Below are 17,097 nucleotides of genomic sequence, written 5' to 3'. Positions count from 1 at the left end.
GCCCGGACGTATTGTCCGGGCAGCCGGGCGCCTTTTCTGTGTGCTCGTTCGGCGGGTTCCGAACGATGAGCCCGTGCCGAGGGCCCCGTCAGGGTGCGGACGCCGCGTTCGGTTACCACTCCGAGATGAGTGCTTCCCCGCAAGCGCTTGACCGATCTGTCGCCCTGACTGCCCCGGCAGTCCGGCGTGGAGGGCGCGGTTCGTATGGGATTCGTAATTTCGTAACAGCCGGGTAGTACCGCACCGATAGGGCTGGACAACGGTAGGTGGACGAAAACGTCGGCACGCCATCGTGTTCCGGTCATCGCGTCTGTGTGGTGGAGGAGGACTGAGATGTGTTGGGGCATTCCGGGCCGGATCAGCGACAGCTCCGACTACGGCGGTGAAGCCCCGGTCGTGGCTGTCGGTGGGGTGGTGCCATGGTGAACGACCTCTTGGCGGCCACGCCTTTTCGTGCCGAGCTGGCCGAGGACCTGGCGGCCGCGGCGCTGGCGCTGGCGCGGCGGTTCGCGGCCGGCGCGTCGCTGTGGTGTGTGGCGCCCTCCTGGGAACCACATGCCCAGCACATCGCCGTCGAATTCGTGCATCCGGATGCCGCCGAGGTGCGTGCCCTTCCCGCTGCCGCCCTGACCGGACCGTATCTGGTGGATACCGCCCGGGTTTCGACCCGGCCCGGCGATATGGTGCTCGCGATCGCTGCCGCGCACGAACCGCAGGTGCGGTCGCTGTTGGTGCGCGGCCCGGCCTGGGGCGTGCACACCATCTGGATCGGGTCGGGCCCGCGGCCGGCCGCCGGGCTCGCCGACCATCTACTGTGGCTGGACGGCCCTGATTCCCGGCTGTCGGCCGCGGGTGATCTGGTACTGCTCTATCACCTGCTGTGGGAGCTCACCCAGCGGTGTTTCGCGCATCCGGGTCTGATCGCGCCGGAGCAGAAACCGGAGCGCCGGGAGGCCGGCCGCGAAGAGGGCAGGCTCGGCGAGGTGGTGACTCCGCTCGGTGACGGGACGGCGCGTATCCGTACGCCGCTGGGCACCGAAACCGTCACGACGTCCTTCGTCGAACCGGTACGGCCCGGGGATCTGGTGCTGGTGCACGCCGGTATGGCGGTGAGCACGGCCGGATCGGAGGACGAACGATGACGTCGAACGAGGCGGATGTGCTGCTCGGCGAACTGACCGCGTGCGCGCAGAAGCGGGCCGCGGAGAGCATCCGTGTGCGGACGCGGGCCCTCGCGGCGAACGCGGAACCGGTCGCCGCGGCGGCCCGGGAGATGGCGCGCCGCTTCACCGACGGCGGCAGGCTTTTCACCTTCGGCAACGGTGGCAGTGCGGCGGACGCCGCCACGCTCGCGGCGCTGTTCGCCCGGCCGCCGGACGGTACCGCGCTGCCGGCGTGGTCGCTGTCGGCCGACGAGGCGGTACTCACCGCGGTCGGCAACGATTGCGGCTTCGAATCGGTGTTCGCGCGCCAGCTGGCCGCGCGCGGGCAGCCCGGCGATATCGCGGTGGCCATGTCGACCAGCGGCGACTCGCCCGATCTGCTGGCGGGACTGGCGGAGGCCCGGGAGCGCGGGATGTACACGATCGGTTTCGCGGGCGGTGACGGCGGTACATTCGGCCACGGCGGCACGGTCGACCGCTGTCTGGTGGTCGATTCGCGCTGTCCGCACCGGATCCACGAGACGCAGGCCCTGCTGGGGTACGCGCTGTGGCTATCGGTTCATCAGCACGGTGACTTCGGCGGCTGAATCGGTGCGGGTGGTCCGGCGGCCGGGTGCCCACGCGCCCAGCACAAATGCCATCACCACGGTGAGGATGCCCAGGGCCGGCGCCGCCTGCGCGGCACCGTGGACGAAGGCTTCCTTGGCGAACGCCGCCGGCGGCGCGGCCGCCGGACCTCCCCGCTCGGCGACCTCCAGTGCGGCGGCCGGCGAATCACCGACCGGGCCGCGGGCTGCTTCGGGCAACCGGGGCAGTGCCGGGGCGATCCGGTCGGCATAGCCGACGGCGAGGATGCTGCCGGAGATCGCGATACCGATGGCCGCCCCGACCTCCCGGGAAACGTCGTTGACCGCGGAAGCCACCCCGTGTTTCTCCGGGGGTGTGCCGTTGATGATCGCGGCGGTCGCCGGGGCGGTGCACAGACCGAGGCCGGTGCTCAGGATCAGCAGCGGCCAGAGGACATCGAGGTAGGTGCTGTCCACCGCAATCCGGGACACCAGGATGAGCGCGCTACCGACGCACACACTCCCGCGATGGCGCGCGAGGCGATGATCCAGTGCGGCTCGTCCAGCGCCAGTGGCACCGCGGAGGCGATCGCGAACACCAATGCCCCGGGGTGACCACCGGTGATCTCCATCACTACCCCGCATGGGCAGCGGACCGCCTGGTCACCGGTGTCGGGTGGTGGGCCCGTGACCGACGCCGACCGGGACCCCGGCCGGTGGCGCCCGGATCGTCCGGCGCCCGTCGCCGCCTCGGCGGCATGGCTACCCTGGGGCGTGTGAAGGCAGATACCGCGCTCCTGGTCCCGGTCGCCGCCGAACTGGACGACATCACCGCTGTCGGTCCGGAGGAGGATGCCGGGCCCGGCGGACCGAGCCCGGCGGAGATCGAATCGATCTGGGACTCGGTACAGGCGTGGTACCGGCTGGGCGCCACCCCGGCGATCCAGATCTGCCTGCGCCGCAACGGGCGAGTGGTGCTGAACCGGGCGATCGGCCACAGCCGGGGCAACGCGCCCGGCGACGGTCCGGCGGCCGAGCGGGTCCCGGTGACCACGGATTCGCCGTTCTGCGGATTCTCCACCGCGAAAGGTGTTTCCGCGGCGGTGATGTTCATGCTCATCGAGCAGGGTGCCTTCGCGTTCGACGATCCGGTCAGCGACTACATTCCCGAGTTCGCCGCCAATGGCAAGGGGGCGATCACCATCGGGCACGTGCTCACCCATACCGCCGGTGTCCCGTTCGTGACCCGCCCCTACCGCGGGCACGAAATGGTTTTCGACGAGGAACTCTGCCTGCGCGGTCTGGTCGATCTGAAGCCGAGTTACCCGGCCGGACGCTTCCGCGTGTACCACGCCCTGACCAGCGGGCTCATCCAGCGGCTGCTGGTGCAGCGGGCGACCGGTAAGCGGATCAAGGATCATCTCGCCGAACAGGTGCTGGAACCGCTGGGCTTCCGGTGGACGAATCTGGGTGTCCGGCCCGAGGACGTGGACGCGGTGGTGCCGAGTGTGAAAACCGGCCCGCCGCCGTCGAAACTCGCGTCTTTCCTCGCCGGGCGGGCGCTGGGCGGTGGCTTCGCCTCGGACGCGGTGAACCGGGAATCGAATCGGTCCTTCCTCACCGCCGAACTGCCGTCGGGGAATCTGGTCACGACCGCCGCCGAACTGTCCAGGTTCTACGAGATCCTCGCGCGTGGCGGCGAACTCGACGGCGTCCGGATCATGCGGGCCGAGACGGTGCGGGACGCGGTAGGGCCCGCACCCCGGGTCCCCGGGGTCGCGGGACGGGTGAGCCGGGCCGGTTACGAACTGGGCGGGCACCGTTCGAAATTCGGGCACGATACGAGCGCGCATTTCGGCCGCAGCGGTTTCACCACGCAGTACGGCTGGGCCGATCCGGCACGCGGGCTGAGCGGGGCGATCCTGACCAACGGCAAATCCTCGGTGGACGGCGAACGACCCTGGCAGCTGGTGGCACAGATCTCGGGGGCATTCCGGCCGCTGCCGCCCGCGGAGCGGATCTTCGAGCTCTGACACCGCGCCCGTGCGTCGCGGTCAGTGCACGAGGGTGGCGATGTGGTGGCGTACCACTCGATCGGCCGTACCCTCGCCCGCGCCGTGCGGATAGGCGAGTTCGAAGGCCAGGCCGCTGATCAGGGCGAGCAGCCGTTCCGTCTCCAGTTCGGCCTCGGCCACCCCGGCCCGGGTGAGCGCGGCGGTGACGATGGCGCGGGTGGAGGTGCCCATCCACTCGGTTTCGGCTTCCATCCCGTTCACCAGCCGGGCGCTCGCGACGATCTCGGTGCGCAGCAGCAGGCGGCGCCGGTCGGTGGGGTCCAGCAGCAGTGCGCGGGTGACCGCCTCGAGGTAGGCCCGCCGATCGGCCACCGAGTCGCTGCGCGGCTCGCTGCCGACCGCCGCGAGCCGGCGATCGCGATCGAGTTCGAGTTCTTTGGCGGCAGCCATCAGCAGGCCGTACTGGTCACCGTATTTCCGGCGGAGCGTCTTCCCGTCGAGGCCACAGTGGTCGGCCACCCGGCGCAGTGTGGTCTCGGTGATCCCGCGCGAGGTCACCAGGTCCAGGACGGCGTCGAAGACGGCGCCGTGCTCATCGGTCGTCACGGTCGACGCTCCTTTCCGGGCACGACGGCAGGACCGGCTTCACCAGTGGGTGCCCGGAACCCAGCGCGCCGCCCGCCGCAGCGCGGTGCCGGTACCGCGTGCCACCCGTGCTCCGGCCCGGGGCAGTGGGGCGCGGCGCGGCCGTGACCGCGGCGCGGGGTGCTCGCCGCCGATGCGGTGGACAACGGGTGTCTCCTCTTCGGAGGTCGGCGTGTCGAGTGGGGTGGCCGGGGCGGATTCCGTCTGTTCGCCGCGGGCGGCGGGGGAGTCCGGGATCATCCGGTAGTAGCGGTGCAGTACGAAGTCACGCAGGCGCGGGGCGAATATCGCGCCGTACTCGCCGAGGGTGCCGATCGGCACGTCGATACGCCGGGGCCGCTGGGTGAGCGCGCGCACGATCGTCGCGGCCGCCCATTCCGGCGTTTCGGCGCGGCCGCCCTGATTACCGGAGGGGGCGATCATGGGGGTCCGGACCAGGGGCAGGTGGATGGTGGTGAAGGTGACCCCGTCGGCCATGGTTTCCACCGCCGCGACCTCGGTGAACTTGTCCAGCGCGGCCTTGCTCGCCAGATAGGCGGAGTATCGCGGGGTGGCCACCTGCACACCCGCGCTGCTGATGTTGACGATATGGCCGAATTTGCGCTCGCGCATCTGCGGTAGCAGCGCCAGGGTGAGTCGCAGCGCGCCGAAGTAGTTGACCGCCATGGTGCGTTCGTAATCGTGTAGCCGGTCGGTGGAGCGGTGGATGGCCCGGCGGATGGAACGACCGGCATTGTTCACCAGCATGTCCACCCGGCCGTGCTCGCCGAGCAGCTTGTCCAGGGTGGCCTCCACCAGGGCGGAGTCGGTGATATCGCAGGGGTAGCCGTAGGCGCGGCCGCCCGCGGCCCGGATCTCCGCCACCGCGGTGGCGAGTTCGTCTTCGCGGCGGGCGAGCAGGAACACCACCGCGCCCTTCTTCGCGACGGCCAGCGCCGCGGCCCGTCCGATGCCCGACGAGGCGCCGGTGATGAGGACATGCCGTCCGGCGAGTTCGTGTTCGGCCTGGTTGGTCCCGGAATCGCTCATGGAACAGCCCCTTTGCGCAGGTCTTTCCGGGCCGAACTTACTCCAAAGTAAGAAAGTGCGCCAGGGCGGGTTCGGTGTTCGAAAACAGGTTCGATTTCGATGCTCGAGATTCGAACATGTGTGCGATACTCAACTCATGACGGACGATCGGATGGCGGATATCTATGCCGCGGTGCGGCTCGGCGGGGCGGATCGGGAGGCGGCGCGCCAGGCGCTGCAACTGCTGTGGGATCAGCTCGGGCCGGCCGGAGAGCCGCTGTACCGGAGCGTGGTGGCCCACCATCTGGCGGATGTCCAGGAGACCGCCGAGGGCGCGTTGTTCTGGGACACCCGGGCGCTCGACTCGGCCTTCGTCCCCGGCGTCCCGCTGGGCGAAGGGCTCCTGGGATTTCTCCCGTCGCTGTATCTGAGCCTGGCCGACAGTCACCGGCTGGTCGGCGATTTCGAGGAGGCCCGCATGCAACTGGCGCTGGCACGCGGGCATGCGAACGTACTCGCCGACGACGCCTACGGCCGGGTGATCCGGGCCGGGGTGGACCATGTGGCGACGCTGCTGGAGGCGCAGTCCACCGAACGGGTGGCCTGCTGACGCGGTATGGGATGGAGCAACGGCCCGCCGAGCTGGGCCGAGATGGAGCGGGTACTGTCCGGGCGGCCGAAGCCCGGACAGTACCCCGGCAACGGCGGGGACGCCCCGGCCTGGAGCAACAGTCGCGGGGCGTACCTGCCCGAACCGGCGGACCCGCCGGGCCCGGTCGTGCCGTACGCGGAACTGCACGCGCATTCGGCGTTCAGTTTCCTGGACGGGGCCTCACAACCGGAGGAGATGGTCGCCGAAGCCGCGCGGCTGGGGCTCTCGGCGATCGCGCTCACCGACCACAACGGCTATTACGGGGTGGTCCGGTTCGCCGAAGCCGCCGCCGAGCACGGGATCGCCGCGGTGTACGGGGCCGAACTCACCCTCGTGGAATCCGGTGCCCCGCAGACCGATTCGGCACCCCGTACCGGCGAACCCGATCCGGACGGCGAACATCTACTGGTCCTGGCCCGCGGGCAGGAGGGCTATCGCCGGCTGTCCCGGCAGCTCGCGGCCGCGCATATGGCGGCCGGGGAGAAAGGGATCCTGCGCTACGACCTCGATGCCCTCACCGAGGCGGCCGGCGGTCACTGGCAGATCCTCACCGGCTGCCGCAAAGGCAAGGTGCGGCGGGCGCTGGCCCAGGATCTGCACGTGGGTGGCCGGCCGCTGCGCGCCGAGGCGGCGTTACGGGAACTGTGTGAACGGTTCGGTCCCGACCGGGTGACCGTAGAACTCACCCGGCACGGTCTGCCCGTGGACGACGAAGGCAATACCGTGCTCGCCGCGCTTGCCGAACGGGCCGGTGTGCCGGTGATCGCCACCACCGCCGCGCATTTCGCGACCCCGGACCGCAGTCGCCGCGCCGCGGCCCTGGCCGCCATCCGGGCCCGGCGCAGCCTCGATGATCTCACCGGCTGGCTGGCCCCCACCGGGGCCGGTTATCTGCGGTCGGGAGCGGAGATGGCCCGGTTGTTCGCCGAATTCCCCTCGGCCGTGCCGAACTCGGTGGAACTGGCCCGCGAATGCGCGTTCGATCTACGGCTGATCGCGCCCCGGCTGCCGCCCTTCGATGTGCCCGCCGGTCACGACGAGAACTCCTGGCTGCGCGAACTCACCCGGCGCGGCGCCGCCGCCCGCTACGGCCCGCCCGCCGCGAACCCGGCCGCCTACCGGCAGCTCGAACACGAACTCGCGGTCGTCGCCCGGCTCGGTTTCCCGGGATACTTCCTGGTGGTGCACGATATCGTGCGTTTCTGCCACGAGCACGACATTCTGTGCCAAGGCCGGGGCTCGGCCGCCAATTCCGCGGTCTGCTACGCCATCGGTATCACCAATGTCGACCCCGTCGCGAACAAATTGCTGTTCGAACGGTTCCTCTCCCCGGAACGTGACGGACCCCCCGATATCGATGTCGATATCGAATCCGACCGCCGCGAGGAAGCGATCCAATACGTCTATCGCCGGTACGGCCGGGAGAATGCGGCACAGGTGGCGAATGTGATCACCTACCGCGGGAAGTCCGCGGTCCGCGACGCGGCCCGCGCGCTCGGCTTCGCCCCCGGTCAGCAGGATGCCTGGAGTAAACAGGTGAGTCGGTGGACGGGTGTCGGAGCGGAAACCGGGACCGATATCCCCGCACCGGTACTGGCCCTGGCCGCCGATATCGAAGGACTGCCGCGGCATCTGGGCATCCACTCCGGCGGCATGGTGATCTGCGACCGGCCCATCGCCGACGTATGCCCGGTGGAATGGGCGCGAATGGCCGACCGCAGCGTGCTGCAGTGGGACAAGGACGATTGTGCCGCGGCGGGACTGGTGAAATTCGATCTGCTGGGCCTGGGCATGCTCTCCGCCCTGCACTACATGATCGACCTGGTGCGCGAGCACATCGGCGTCACGGTCGAACTGCACACCCTGGACCTCGCCGAACCCGGGGTGTACGAGATGCTGTCCCGAGCCGATTCGGTGGGTGTGTTCCAGGTGGAATCCCGGGCCCAGATGGCGACCCTGCCGCGATTGAAACCGCGAAAGTTCTTCGACCTGGTGGTCGAGGTGGCGCTGATCCGGCCCGGCCCGATCCAGGGCGGTTCGGTGCACCCGTACATCCGCCGGAAGAACGGGCTGGAAAAAGTCACCTTCGACCACGAAGCCCTGCGCAATTCGCTCGAGCGCACCCTCGGGGTGCCGCTTTTCCAGGAACAACTCATGCAGATGGCCGTGGACGTCGCGGGATTCACCGCCGCCGAAGCCGATCAGCTGCGGCGGGCCATGGGTTCGAAACGGTCCCCGGAGAAAATGGAACGGTTACGGGGCCGGTTGTACCAGGGCATGCGGGATCTGCACGGCATCACCGGTGAACTCGCCGACCGCATCTACGAGAAACTCCGTGCCTTCGCGAATTTCGGTTTTCCGGAAAGTCATTCGCAGAGTTTCGCCGCGCTGGTGTTCTACTCCGCCTGGTTCAAACTGCACTATCCGGCGGCGTTCTGCGCCGGACTGCTGCGCGCCCAGCCGATGGGTTTCTATTCGCCGCAGTCGCTGGTCGCCGACGCCCGCCGGCACGGGGTCGTCGTGCACGGTCCGGATATCAATGCCGGCGCGGCCGAGGCCACCCTGGAACGGCACGGGACCGAGGTGCGGCTGGGCCTGGCGGCCGTGCGTTCCATCGGCTCGGACCTTGCGGAGAAGATCGTGGCCGCCCGGGCCGAAGGCGGGCCCTATACGTCGTTCCTCGACCTCACCGGGCGCGTGGAGATGACCGTCCCGCAGGCGGAATCCCTGGCCACCGCCGGCGCGCTCGGCAGTCTGGGTTACTCCCGCCGCGAAGCATTATGGGCGGCCGGCGCGGCGGCCGGAGAACGGCCCGACCGCCTGCCCGGGACCGGTGCCTCCACCACCACACCCACCCTGCCCGGCATGAGCGACCTCGAACACGCCGCCGCCGACGTCTGGGCGACCGGAGTCTCGCCCGGCAGTTACCCCACCCAGTTCCTGCGGCCCCGCCTCGACGCGCTCGGAGTGATCCCGGCAGCCGGCCTGCTCTCGGTCCCCGACGGCACCCGGGTACTGGTCGGCGGTGCGGTGACCCACCGGCAGCGTCCCGCCACCGCCGGCGGGGTCACCTTCCTGAACCTGGAAGACGAAACCGGCATGGTGAACGTGGTGTGCTCGGCCGGGCTGTGGACCCGGTACCGCCGCATCGCGCAGAGCTCCCCGGCACTGCTGATCCGCGGCCGGATCCAGAACGCGGAAGGCGCGGTGAGCATCTATGCCGAACACCTGAGCCGCCTGGATATGCGCATAGCCTCCCGCTCCCGCGACTTCAGGTGATTCGCCGGCGTCTGCGGATGTGGTGAAGAAATGCGACGGATGTCGACCTCCGCGAAACCGACGCCGCCCTCGCCGCCGAACGCGATCGCTTCGCGACCGCGAATCCTCATAACAGAAGTCGCGCAGGTCAGCCGGGCAGATCCGGCGGGCAGCAGGGGTCGGTGCGCCGACCCGCAGACAGCGCCGGTACGCAGCCTTCCCATTCGGGTATCCGATCCCGGAACCGCCCACTACGCTGCCAGCATGCGAACGCTCGGTGTGTTGTTTCTGGTTGTGTGCGGGTCGGTCCTACTCACCGGATGTGGGGACGACTCCCATTCCAGCACTGCGGATCACATGATGTCCTTCGAAGGCGGAGCGCCCGCACCCGCCACGGCACCGGGGATCCGGGTGCAGGAGGCGCCGGCCCGCGAACAGGCTCCCTCGCCCGCCCCGGAGGCCGCCGACCAGGCCACCGAGCGGAAAGAGGTCGTCACCGGCACAATAGATCTCACCGCCGACGACCCCATCGCGGCCGCGCAGACCCTCGTCGATCGGGTGACCGAACTGGACGGGCGGGTCGACCAGCGCACCGAGAATCCCGGGACCGCCGACGACGATCCGCACGCGAATCTGGTCGTCCGGATCCCGGCCACCGATACCGACGCGTTCATCGAGGGCCTGAGCGATCTCGGCGAGATCACCCAGATCAGCACCAACCGTGACGATGTCACCCTGCAGTGGCAGGATCTCGACGCCCGGATCACCGCGCTGCGGGCCTCGGCGGACCGGTTGCGTGATCTCATGGCGCGCGCCGCCAACACCGCCGACCTGATCGCCGCGGAGGAGGCGCTCGCCGACCGGCAGGCCGAACTCGACAGCCTCACCGGGCAGCGGCGGTATCTCGACGATCAGATCTCGCTGTCCACTCTCACCGTCGATATCCGGAGCGTGGCCGAGCAGACGGTCGAGGACGGGCCCGCCAATTTCTGGGACGGGGTCGTGGACGGCTGGAACTCGCTGTTCGACTGGCTGAAGGGCGCGGTGGTCTTCGTCGGCCAGGTGCTGCCGTGGCTGCTCTTCCTCGCCCTTCTCGGTGCGATCGTCGGCGCCTTCGTCGGGCTGGCCCGCCGGCTGGGCGGCGCACGCGCTGCCGCCCCGGCGGCCGGCAACTCGACCGCGCGGGTCGAGACCCCGGTGCCCGGGACCGTGCGGACCGCTGCCGAGCCCGGCGACGCACCGGGCAAGACCACGAAGGAAGTGGACGAGTCCGCGACGGGCACGGGCCGGGCGGCGACCGACACGGACGAGACGGCGACGGGTACGGGGCGGGCGTCGGCGGGTACGGACGAGACGGCGAAAGATACGGGCCGGGCAGCGACGGGCGCGGACGAGTCCGCCCCGACCGGGGACGAGGCCGTCGATCCGGACGGTCCGGATACGGACCGGGCCTGATCGGTGCCCACCACGGTCCGCGCGGTGCTCACGCCGAACAGCAGGAAGGGCCCGCTGGTCGAAACCCTGCCCGACGGCACGCTACAACTGTGGGTGCGGGCGCCGGCCGTGGAGGGGAAAGCGAACCGTGCCGCGGCCGAACTCCTGGCCGCGCATCTCGGTGTCCCGAAGAGCGCGGTCCGGCTCACCGGCGGGGCGACCTCCCGGTACAAACGGTTCGAGATCGCCGACTGAACCGCCGGTGTCCGGGTCAGACCGCTCCGGGAAACCCGTGCTGCCGCCACGCCTCGTACACCGCGACCGCGGCCGCGTTGGCCAGATTCATCGACCGGCGGCCGGGCAGCATGGGGATGCGCACCTCGGCATCGATGTGCTCGTCGGCGAGCACCTCCGCCGGTAGACCCGTCGGTTCCGCACCGAACAGCAAAATGTCGCCGGGCCGGTAGGCGATCTCGGTGTGCGGGGTGGTGGCCCGGGTGGTGAACGCATACACCCGCTCGGGCCGCAGCTGTTCCCACGCGGTCGCCAGGTCCGGGTGCACTGTCACCGAGGCGAGGTCGTGATAGTCCAGCCCGGCCCGGCGCAGCTTCGCCTCCGACATATCGAAGCCGAGCGGTTCGATCAGATGCAGCTCACTGCCCGTGCCGGCGGCGAGCCGGATGGCATTGCCCGTATTGCCCGGTATGCGAGGTTCATGGAACATCAATCGGAACACAGCCGACCAGTCAATCAGGTGCGGCGGCGCCACGGTGATCGAGCCGGATGATCGAGCGGTGGCCGCGAGGGTGCCGAACACATCGCCGGGGCGGGCGCTACCGCTATCGCGACGCCCTGACCACAGCGAATACGATCACCGGCATGGCGCGGGGGCCGCGCACGGCACGGATTGCGGCGGCGTACCGTAGGGCCGCCCACTCTGCAGGAATGCGCTTCCGGTGGTCGAATGGGCTGTCCGATTCATTCCGGAGGGAGAAATATGGCCGTGCTGCAGGGCCACGATAATCCAGGCGACGACGCGAGGGGCGTGAGCGATCCGGGTGCCGGCCCGGAGAAGCTGAGCCGCCAGCTGGCGAACCGACATATCCAGCTGATCGCGATCGGCGGCGCGATCGGCACCGGGCTGTTCATGGGCTCGGGTAAGACGATCTCGCTCGCCGGCCCCTCGGTGATCCTCGTCTACATGATCATCGGCTTCTTCCTCTTCTTCGTCATGCGGGCGATGGGGGAGCTGCTGCTGTCGAACTCCGGGTACAAATCGTTCAGCGATTTCGCCGGTGATCTGCTCGGCCCGTGGGCGGGGTTCTTCACCGGCTGGACCTACTGGTTCTGCTGGGTGGTCACCGGTATCGCCGATGTGGTGGCCATCGCCGGGTACGTGTCCTACTGGTGGGCGGATCTGCCGCTGTGGATACCCGCGCTGGTCTGCATCGTCGTTCTGCTGGTCCTCAATCTGCCCACGGTGCGCGCATTCGGTGAGACCGAGTTCTGGTTCGCGCTGATCAAGGTGATCGCCATCGGCGCGCTGATCGTCACCGGACTGGTGATGGTGATCACCGGTTTCACCGGTGACAGCGGCACCACCGCCTCGCTGGCCAACCTGTGGAACGACGGCGGTTTCTTCCCGACCGGGCCCATGGGTTTCGTGGCCGGATTCCAGATCGCGGTCTTCGCCTTCGTGGGTATCGAACTGGTGGGCACCACGGCGGCCGAGGCCGAGAATCCCGAACGCACGCTGCCCCGCGCGATCAACTCCATCCCGGTGCGCGTCCTGCTGTTCTACGTCGGCGCCCTGATCGTCATCTGCGCGGTGACCCCGTGGCGGGAGGTCTCGGCCGACGAGAGTCCGTTCGTGGCGATGTTCTCCCTGGCCGGGCTAGGTGTCGCGGCGAGTGTGGTCAACTTCGTGGTACTCACCAGCGCCACCTCCAGCGCGAACTCGGGGATCTACTCCACCTCGCGGATGGTGTACGGCCTGGCCGGTGACAGGGACGCCCCCGCCTTGTTCGGGAAGCTGTCCCGGCGCAAGGTCCCGGCCAACGCGCTGCGTTTCTCGTGCGCGTTCCTGCTGATCGGGGTGGTGCTGCTCTACGCGGGACAGTCCATCGTCGAAGCGTTCACCGTCGTCACCACCATTTCGTCGCTGTGCTTCATGTTCGTCTGGACGATGATCCTGGCCAGCTACCTGGTCTACCGGAAGCGGCGGCCGCATCTGCACGCCGCGTCGACGTTCAAACTCCCGGGCGGTGTGCCGGCGGTCTGGGCGGTGCTGGCCTTCTTCGTGTTCCTGGTCTGGGCGCTCACCCAGAAGAGCGACACCCTGCAGGCCCTGCTGGTGACCCCCATCTGGTTCGTGGTGCTGGGCGCGGCCTATCTGGTGGTGCGGCGCAGTCCGCACCATGCCGCGCTGCGCGAGCGGCATCGGGAGAAGGTCCTCGCCGAGAACGCCGCGCTGCGCTGATCTGCGCTGTGTCGATCCGCCCCGCCTCCGGTGGGGCGGATCGGGGCATTCGGGACCCCGCTAGATGTGCTCGGGGAGGTCGGCGCGCAGTCGGCGCGCGTGCTCCGGGTGGCCGGGGCGTCGCGTGGACATTCGGCGTCGCCGAGGCGGACTACGAACAGCTCGTGCAGACCTGGTCGGCCGGATCTGGAACAATCGCCCCCGTGACCGACGCCGCGACCCCGACCCACGACGATCCCGGCACCGGCAGCCGATGGGCCGGTTTCCTACGCTGCCATCTGCCGATGGTCGTGGTGGCGGTGGTGGTGCTGATCGCCGTGGTGTTCGTCGCGCAGGATCGGTGGCGCCGTGGCGCCTTCTTCTTCGGCGGCGCGACCCTCATCGCGGCCGCGTTCCGGCTGTGCCTGCCGACCGCCCGGGTCGGCCTGCTCGCGGTCCGCGGCAAACCGTTCGATGTGGGCGCGCTGACCCTGCTGGGCGGCGCCGTGGTCTTCCTCGCCGCGACCATCAACACCCTCGGCGTGGGCTGACCGGGCCGACGGACCCGCGGGCGCTCAGCGTCCGGCGCGAGCCAGGTTCATCGTCTGGGCCAGCAGTTTGCCGATGGCCGCCGCCTCGGTGAGGAAGGCATCGTGGCCGTCGCGTGACGAGATCACCTCGAAATGCCGGCAGCCGGCCAGCCCGTCGGCCAGTTCCTGCTGGGTGTGCAGCGGGTACAGCCGGTCGGAATCGATACCGCCCACGATGCACGGCACCTCGGCGGCGGCCATCGCCGCCGCGATCCCGCCGCGGCCACGGCCGATATCGTGCCGGTTCATCGCCTCGCTCAACAGCACATAGGTCGCCGGGTCGAAGCGCCGGCCCAGCTTCTCGGCCTGGTACTCGAGATAGCTCTGCACCGCGTACCGGCCGCCGTCCCAGGGATCCTCGCCCTCCTGCGGGCTGTTGGCGAACCGGCTGTCCAGTTCGGCCTCGGTGCGGTAGGTGAGGTGCGCGATCCGGCGCGCGATACCCAGTCCGGCCATCGGCGCGCGCCCGGTGCCGTGGTAGTCGCCGCCCAGCCAGTCCGGGTCGCTGGTGATCGCCGCGATCTGGGTGCTCTGGGTGCCGATCTGGTCGGCGGTGGCCCGCGGGCCCACCGCGAGGACCAGTGCGGCGGCCAGGCGCTGCGGTGCGAGCAGCATCCATTCGAGGACGCGCATACCGCCCATCGAACCGCCGATCGCCGCGGCCAGCCGGGGCACACCGAGCCGGTCGAACAACTTCAGTTCGGCCGCGACCTGGTCGCGGATGGAGATCCCCGGGAACCGTGAACCCCAGGGCGCGCCGTCCGGTGCGAGCGAGGCCGGGCCGGTGCTGCCCTGGCAGCCGCCGAGGACATTGGTCGCCACCACGCACCACTCGTCGGTATCGATCGGCGCCCCCGGGCCGACCATCCCGTTCCACCATCCGGCCTGTGGATGGTCGTCGTCCGGGTCGCCCGAGACGTGGGAGTCACCGGTCAGCGCGTGCTCGATCAGGACGATGTTGTCCAGGGCCGGGGACAGTTCCCCCCAGCGCTGCACGGCCAGCCGGACCTGCGGCAGCCGGGCGCCGTTCTCGAGGGTGAGTTCGCCGATGTCGACGTATCCGAGAGTGCCGTCGGGCGGCGGTAACTGGGCCACCGGACGAGCGGTGGTCGATTCGGTGCCCACTTTCACGTGAGGGATTCCGCTGAACCCGCGAACGGCACTGATGCCCGGAGCGTATGAATCGCCGCTGTGGATCCGGTGGTGCGGGCGCGGAGGCCGCCGGGCGCGACCGCCGGTCGCCGGCGGATAGCTCCGGCAGCGGTCGCACCACGGATACTGTGATCGCTCATATCGTGCTCCAGAAAATGGGGGATTTCTCGTCGAGTCGTGAGAACGCCGCGGTCAACGCGACCAGTACCGGCACAAATCGACGACCTCCTGACGTGCGCTTGCTCCCGGCTCCCGGGAGCCAGGTCATCACCCGGAGCACCCCACCGCAGCAGGAGGGTTGCCGGCCAGCGAGCCGGGGCTTGATGCTGACACTCATGACCTGCCGAACATGGTAACCGGGCACCGATACGGATCGAAATCGGTATGCGCGCCCACCAGGTAATCTTGTGGCGTGTCTCACCCATGTGAGATCTCACGAACGGGGCTGGCTGCACCGTGAGACCGCCACAAGCAGTACGCTCGTCTTGGTTACACCAGACGTCTCGTGGACAACGCGGGATGTATACGTTGTCTGTTGAACAGCTGGGGTCCGCTCACAAGCGTGTTCGCCTGGCCGTGCAATGAGGGCACCAGTCTTAGGAGGACACGAAGATCCATGTCCAAGATCAAGGTTGAAGGCACCGTCGTTGAACTCGACGGCGACGAGATGACCCGGATCATCTGGCAGTTCATCAAGGACAAGCTGATCCACCCGTACCTCGATGTGAACCTCGAGTACTACGACCTCGGCATCGAATACCGCGACAAAACCGACGACCAGGTCACCGTCGACGCCGCCAACGCCATCAAGCAGCACGGTGTCGGCGTCAAATGCGCGACGATCACCCCCGACGAGGCCCGCGTCGAGGAATTCGGCCTCAAGAAGATGTGGCGGTCGCCCAACGGCACCATCCGCAACATTCTCGGCGGCACCATCTTCCGCGCGCCGATCATCATCTCCAACGTTCCGCGCCTGGTACCGGGCTGGACCAAGCCGATCATCATCGGCCGTCACGCCTTCGGCGACCAGTACCGCGCCACCGACTTCAAGGTCTTCCAGGCCGGCACCGTCACCCTCACCTTCACCCCCGAGGACGGCAGCGAGCCCATCGTGCACGAGGTCGTGCAGATGCCGGAGGACGGCGGCGTCGTGATGGGCATGTACAACTTCAAGAAGTCCATCGAAGACTTCGCGCGCGCCTCGTTCAACTACGGGCTGCAGCAGAACTACCCCGTCTACATGTCGACGAAGAACACCATCCTCAAGGCCTACGACGGCATGTTCAAGGACACCTTCGAGGCGGTCTTCGAAGCCGAGTTCAAGAGCCAGTTCGCGGCGGCCGGTCTCACCTACGAGCACCGGCTGATCGACGATATGGTCGCCTCCTCCATGAAGTGGGAGGGCGGCTACGTCTGGGCCTGCAAGAACTACGACGGCGACGTGCAGTCCGACACGGTCGCGCAGGGCTTCGGATCGCTCGGCCTGATGACCTCGGTGCTGCTGACCCCGGACGGCCGGACCTGTGAAGCCGAGGCCGCCCACGGCACGGTCACCCGGCACTACCGCCAGCACCAGCAGGGCAAGCCGACCTCGACCAACCCGATCGCGTCGATCTTCGCCTGGACCCGCGGCCTCGAACACCGGGGCAAGCTGGACAACACCCCCGAGGTCATCGGTTTCGCCCAGACCCTGGAAGACGTGGTCATCAAGACCGTCGAGGGCGGGCAGATGACGAAGGACCTCGCGCTGCTGGTCGGCGGGGACCAGGGCTACCTCACCACCGAGGAGTTCCTGGCCGCGCTGGACGCCAACCTCGCGCGTGCGCTGAGGTAGCACCCCACCTTGTCGATGCCCCTGCCCGCGATGGGTGGGGGCATCGCCATATGTGGCGGCGCCGCCCAGGTCGGGGCGGGGCGAGGTGGGTTCACGTTCGGACCCGGGTGGGGGCTCGCTCGCCACGGCGGGACGTGTGGGCTTACTGGTGAGGGCAGGAGGTGTGAACTCACTTGTGAAGGCGGGACATGTGGGCTCGCTCGTGAAGGTGCTGTGTTTTTTGGCGCCGCCTGCGGCGGCGCGGGGTTGAGGCCCCCTGGGTCTCGCCGTTTCGGCCTCGAGACTCGCGCCTGCGGCGCATGCGCTTCGAGGCCGAAACGGC

Annotated in this window: 16 protein-coding genes and 1 riboswitch; of the genes, 11 read left to right on the top strand and 5 right to left on the bottom strand. The window is 69.1% G+C overall.

Annotated features, from left to right (window positions below; genetic code table 11):
* Positions 1 to 419 precede the first annotated feature (419 nt).
* Both ACLML9_RS20830 and ACLML9_RS20825 read left to right on the top strand, forming a co-directional pair.
* Positions 420 to 1,142, top strand: coding sequence for a hydrogenase assembly protein HupF (locus tag ACLML9_RS20830; protein WP_411947110.1), 723 nt, complete (start codon positions 420 to 422; stop codon positions 1,140 to 1,142).
* Complete coding sequence (locus tag ACLML9_RS20825; RefSeq protein ID WP_411947109.1) at positions 1,139 to 1,750, top strand: SIS domain-containing protein; 612 nt, start codon at positions 1,139 to 1,141, stop codon at positions 1,748 to 1,750. Before ACLML9_RS20830 ends, ACLML9_RS20825 begins: the two co-directional genes overlap by 4 nt.
* Here ACLML9_RS20825 and ACLML9_RS20820 read toward each other — a convergent pair.
* Entirely contained in the window at positions 1,715 to 2,248 is a 534-nt protein-coding gene (locus ACLML9_RS20820; protein ID WP_411947108.1) for a hypothetical protein, read from the bottom strand. The two genes, ACLML9_RS20825 and ACLML9_RS20820, sit on opposite strands and share 36 nt — an antisense overlap.
* A gap of 102 nt (positions 2,249 to 2,350) precedes the next feature.
* Between ACLML9_RS20820 and ACLML9_RS20815 the strand changes: the two genes are divergently transcribed.
* Positions 2,351 to 2,509 (top strand): hypothetical protein, encoded by a 159-nt coding sequence (locus ACLML9_RS20815; protein WP_411947107.1) that lies wholly within the window; start codon positions 2,351 to 2,353, stop codon positions 2,507 to 2,509.
* Positions 2,506 to 3,762 (top strand): serine hydrolase domain-containing protein, encoded by a 1,257-nt coding sequence (locus ACLML9_RS20810; protein WP_411947106.1) that lies wholly within the window; start codon positions 2,506 to 2,508, stop codon positions 3,760 to 3,762. Before ACLML9_RS20815 ends, ACLML9_RS20810 begins: the two co-directional genes overlap by 4 nt.
* Positions 3,763 to 3,783: 21 nt before the next feature.
* Here the strand turns inward: ACLML9_RS20810 and ACLML9_RS20805 are convergent, their stop codons facing one another.
* Both ACLML9_RS20805 and ACLML9_RS20800 read right to left on the bottom strand, forming a co-directional pair.
* On the bottom strand, positions 3,784 to 4,350 hold the full coding sequence (locus ACLML9_RS20805) for a TetR family transcriptional regulator C-terminal domain-containing protein (RefSeq protein WP_411947105.1): 567 nt from the start codon (positions 4,348 to 4,350) through the stop codon (positions 3,784 to 3,786).
* Positions 4,351 to 4,389: 39 nt separating this feature from the next.
* A complete protein-coding gene (locus tag ACLML9_RS20800) occupies positions 4,390 to 5,418 on the bottom strand; it encodes an SDR family NAD(P)-dependent oxidoreductase (protein WP_411947104.1) in 1,029 nt (342 codons plus the stop codon).
* 136 nt (positions 5,419 to 5,554) lie between these two features.
* Between ACLML9_RS20800 and ACLML9_RS20795 the strand changes: the two genes are divergently transcribed.
* The 4 genes from ACLML9_RS20795 (at position 5,555) to ACLML9_RS20780 (ending at position 10,996) form a co-directional block, all read left to right on the top strand.
* Positions 5,555 to 6,007: a hypothetical protein gene (locus ACLML9_RS20795; RefSeq protein WP_357062417.1), complete on the top strand. Its 453-nt coding sequence runs from the start codon at positions 5,555 to 5,557 to the stop codon at positions 6,005 to 6,007.
* A gap of 6 nt (positions 6,008 to 6,013) precedes the next feature.
* On the top strand, positions 6,014 to 9,328 hold the full coding sequence (locus ACLML9_RS20790) for an error-prone DNA polymerase (protein ID WP_411947103.1): 3,315 nt from the start codon (positions 6,014 to 6,016) through the stop codon (positions 9,326 to 9,328).
* A 336-nt stretch (positions 9,329 to 9,664) separates the two neighbouring features.
* On the top strand, positions 9,665 to 10,762 hold the full coding sequence (locus tag ACLML9_RS20785; protein ID WP_411947102.1) for a DUF4349 domain-containing protein: 1,098 nt from the start codon (positions 9,665 to 9,667) through the stop codon (positions 10,760 to 10,762).
* Between the two features lie 3 nt (positions 10,763 to 10,765).
* Positions 10,766 to 10,996: a DUF167 domain-containing protein gene (locus ACLML9_RS20780; RefSeq protein WP_411947101.1), complete on the top strand. Its 231-nt coding sequence runs from the start codon at positions 10,766 to 10,768 to the stop codon at positions 10,994 to 10,996.
* Positions 10,997 to 11,012: 16 nt separating this feature from the next.
* Here the strand turns inward: ACLML9_RS20780 and ACLML9_RS20775 are convergent, their stop codons facing one another.
* On the bottom strand, positions 11,013 to 11,477 hold the full coding sequence (locus ACLML9_RS20775) for a tRNA (cytidine(34)-2'-O)-methyltransferase (protein ID WP_411947100.1): 465 nt from the start codon (positions 11,475 to 11,477) through the stop codon (positions 11,013 to 11,015).
* Positions 11,478 to 11,738: 261 nt separating this feature from the next.
* On the opposite strand from ACLML9_RS20775, the gene cycA reads away from it, so the two are divergent.
* Positions 11,739 to 13,220 (top strand): D-serine/D-alanine/glycine transporter, encoded by a 1,482-nt coding sequence (gene cycA, locus ACLML9_RS20770; RefSeq protein ID WP_411947099.1) that lies wholly within the window; start codon positions 11,739 to 11,741, stop codon positions 13,218 to 13,220.
* 284 nt (positions 13,221 to 13,504) lie between these two features.
* Positions 13,505 to 13,750 carry a DUF3017 domain-containing protein gene (locus ACLML9_RS20765; RefSeq protein ID WP_083872253.1) on the top strand — a complete coding sequence of 82 codons (246 nt, stop codon included), beginning with the start codon at positions 13,505 to 13,507 and terminating at the stop codon, positions 13,748 to 13,750.
* A 24-nt stretch (positions 13,751 to 13,774) separates the two neighbouring features.
* Here the strand turns inward: ACLML9_RS20765 and metX are convergent, their stop codons facing one another.
* Positions 13,775 to 14,920 (bottom strand): homoserine O-acetyltransferase MetX, encoded by a 1,146-nt coding sequence (gene metX / locus ACLML9_RS20760; RefSeq protein ID WP_411947098.1) that lies wholly within the window; start codon positions 14,918 to 14,920, stop codon positions 13,775 to 13,777.
* Between the two features lie 251 nt (positions 14,921 to 15,171).
* Positions 15,172 to 15,282, bottom strand: a riboswitch (SAM riboswitch).
* Between the two features lie 275 nt (positions 15,283 to 15,557).
* Here metX and ACLML9_RS20755 point away from each other — a divergent pair.
* Positions 15,558 to 16,775, top strand: coding sequence for an NADP-dependent isocitrate dehydrogenase (locus ACLML9_RS20755; RefSeq protein ID WP_411947097.1), 1,218 nt, complete (start codon positions 15,558 to 15,560; stop codon positions 16,773 to 16,775).
* The last annotated feature ends 322 nt before the right edge of the window (positions 16,776 to 17,097 follow it).

Source organism: Nocardia sp. NPDC002869, from assembly GCF_046764065.1.
Classification (GTDB): Bacteria; Actinomycetota; Actinomycetes; order Mycobacteriales; family Mycobacteriaceae; genus Nocardia; species Nocardia rhamnosiphila.
The sequence above is the reverse complement of the archived record's forward strand: the minus strand, read 5'-3'. Positions and strand labels throughout refer to the sequence as shown.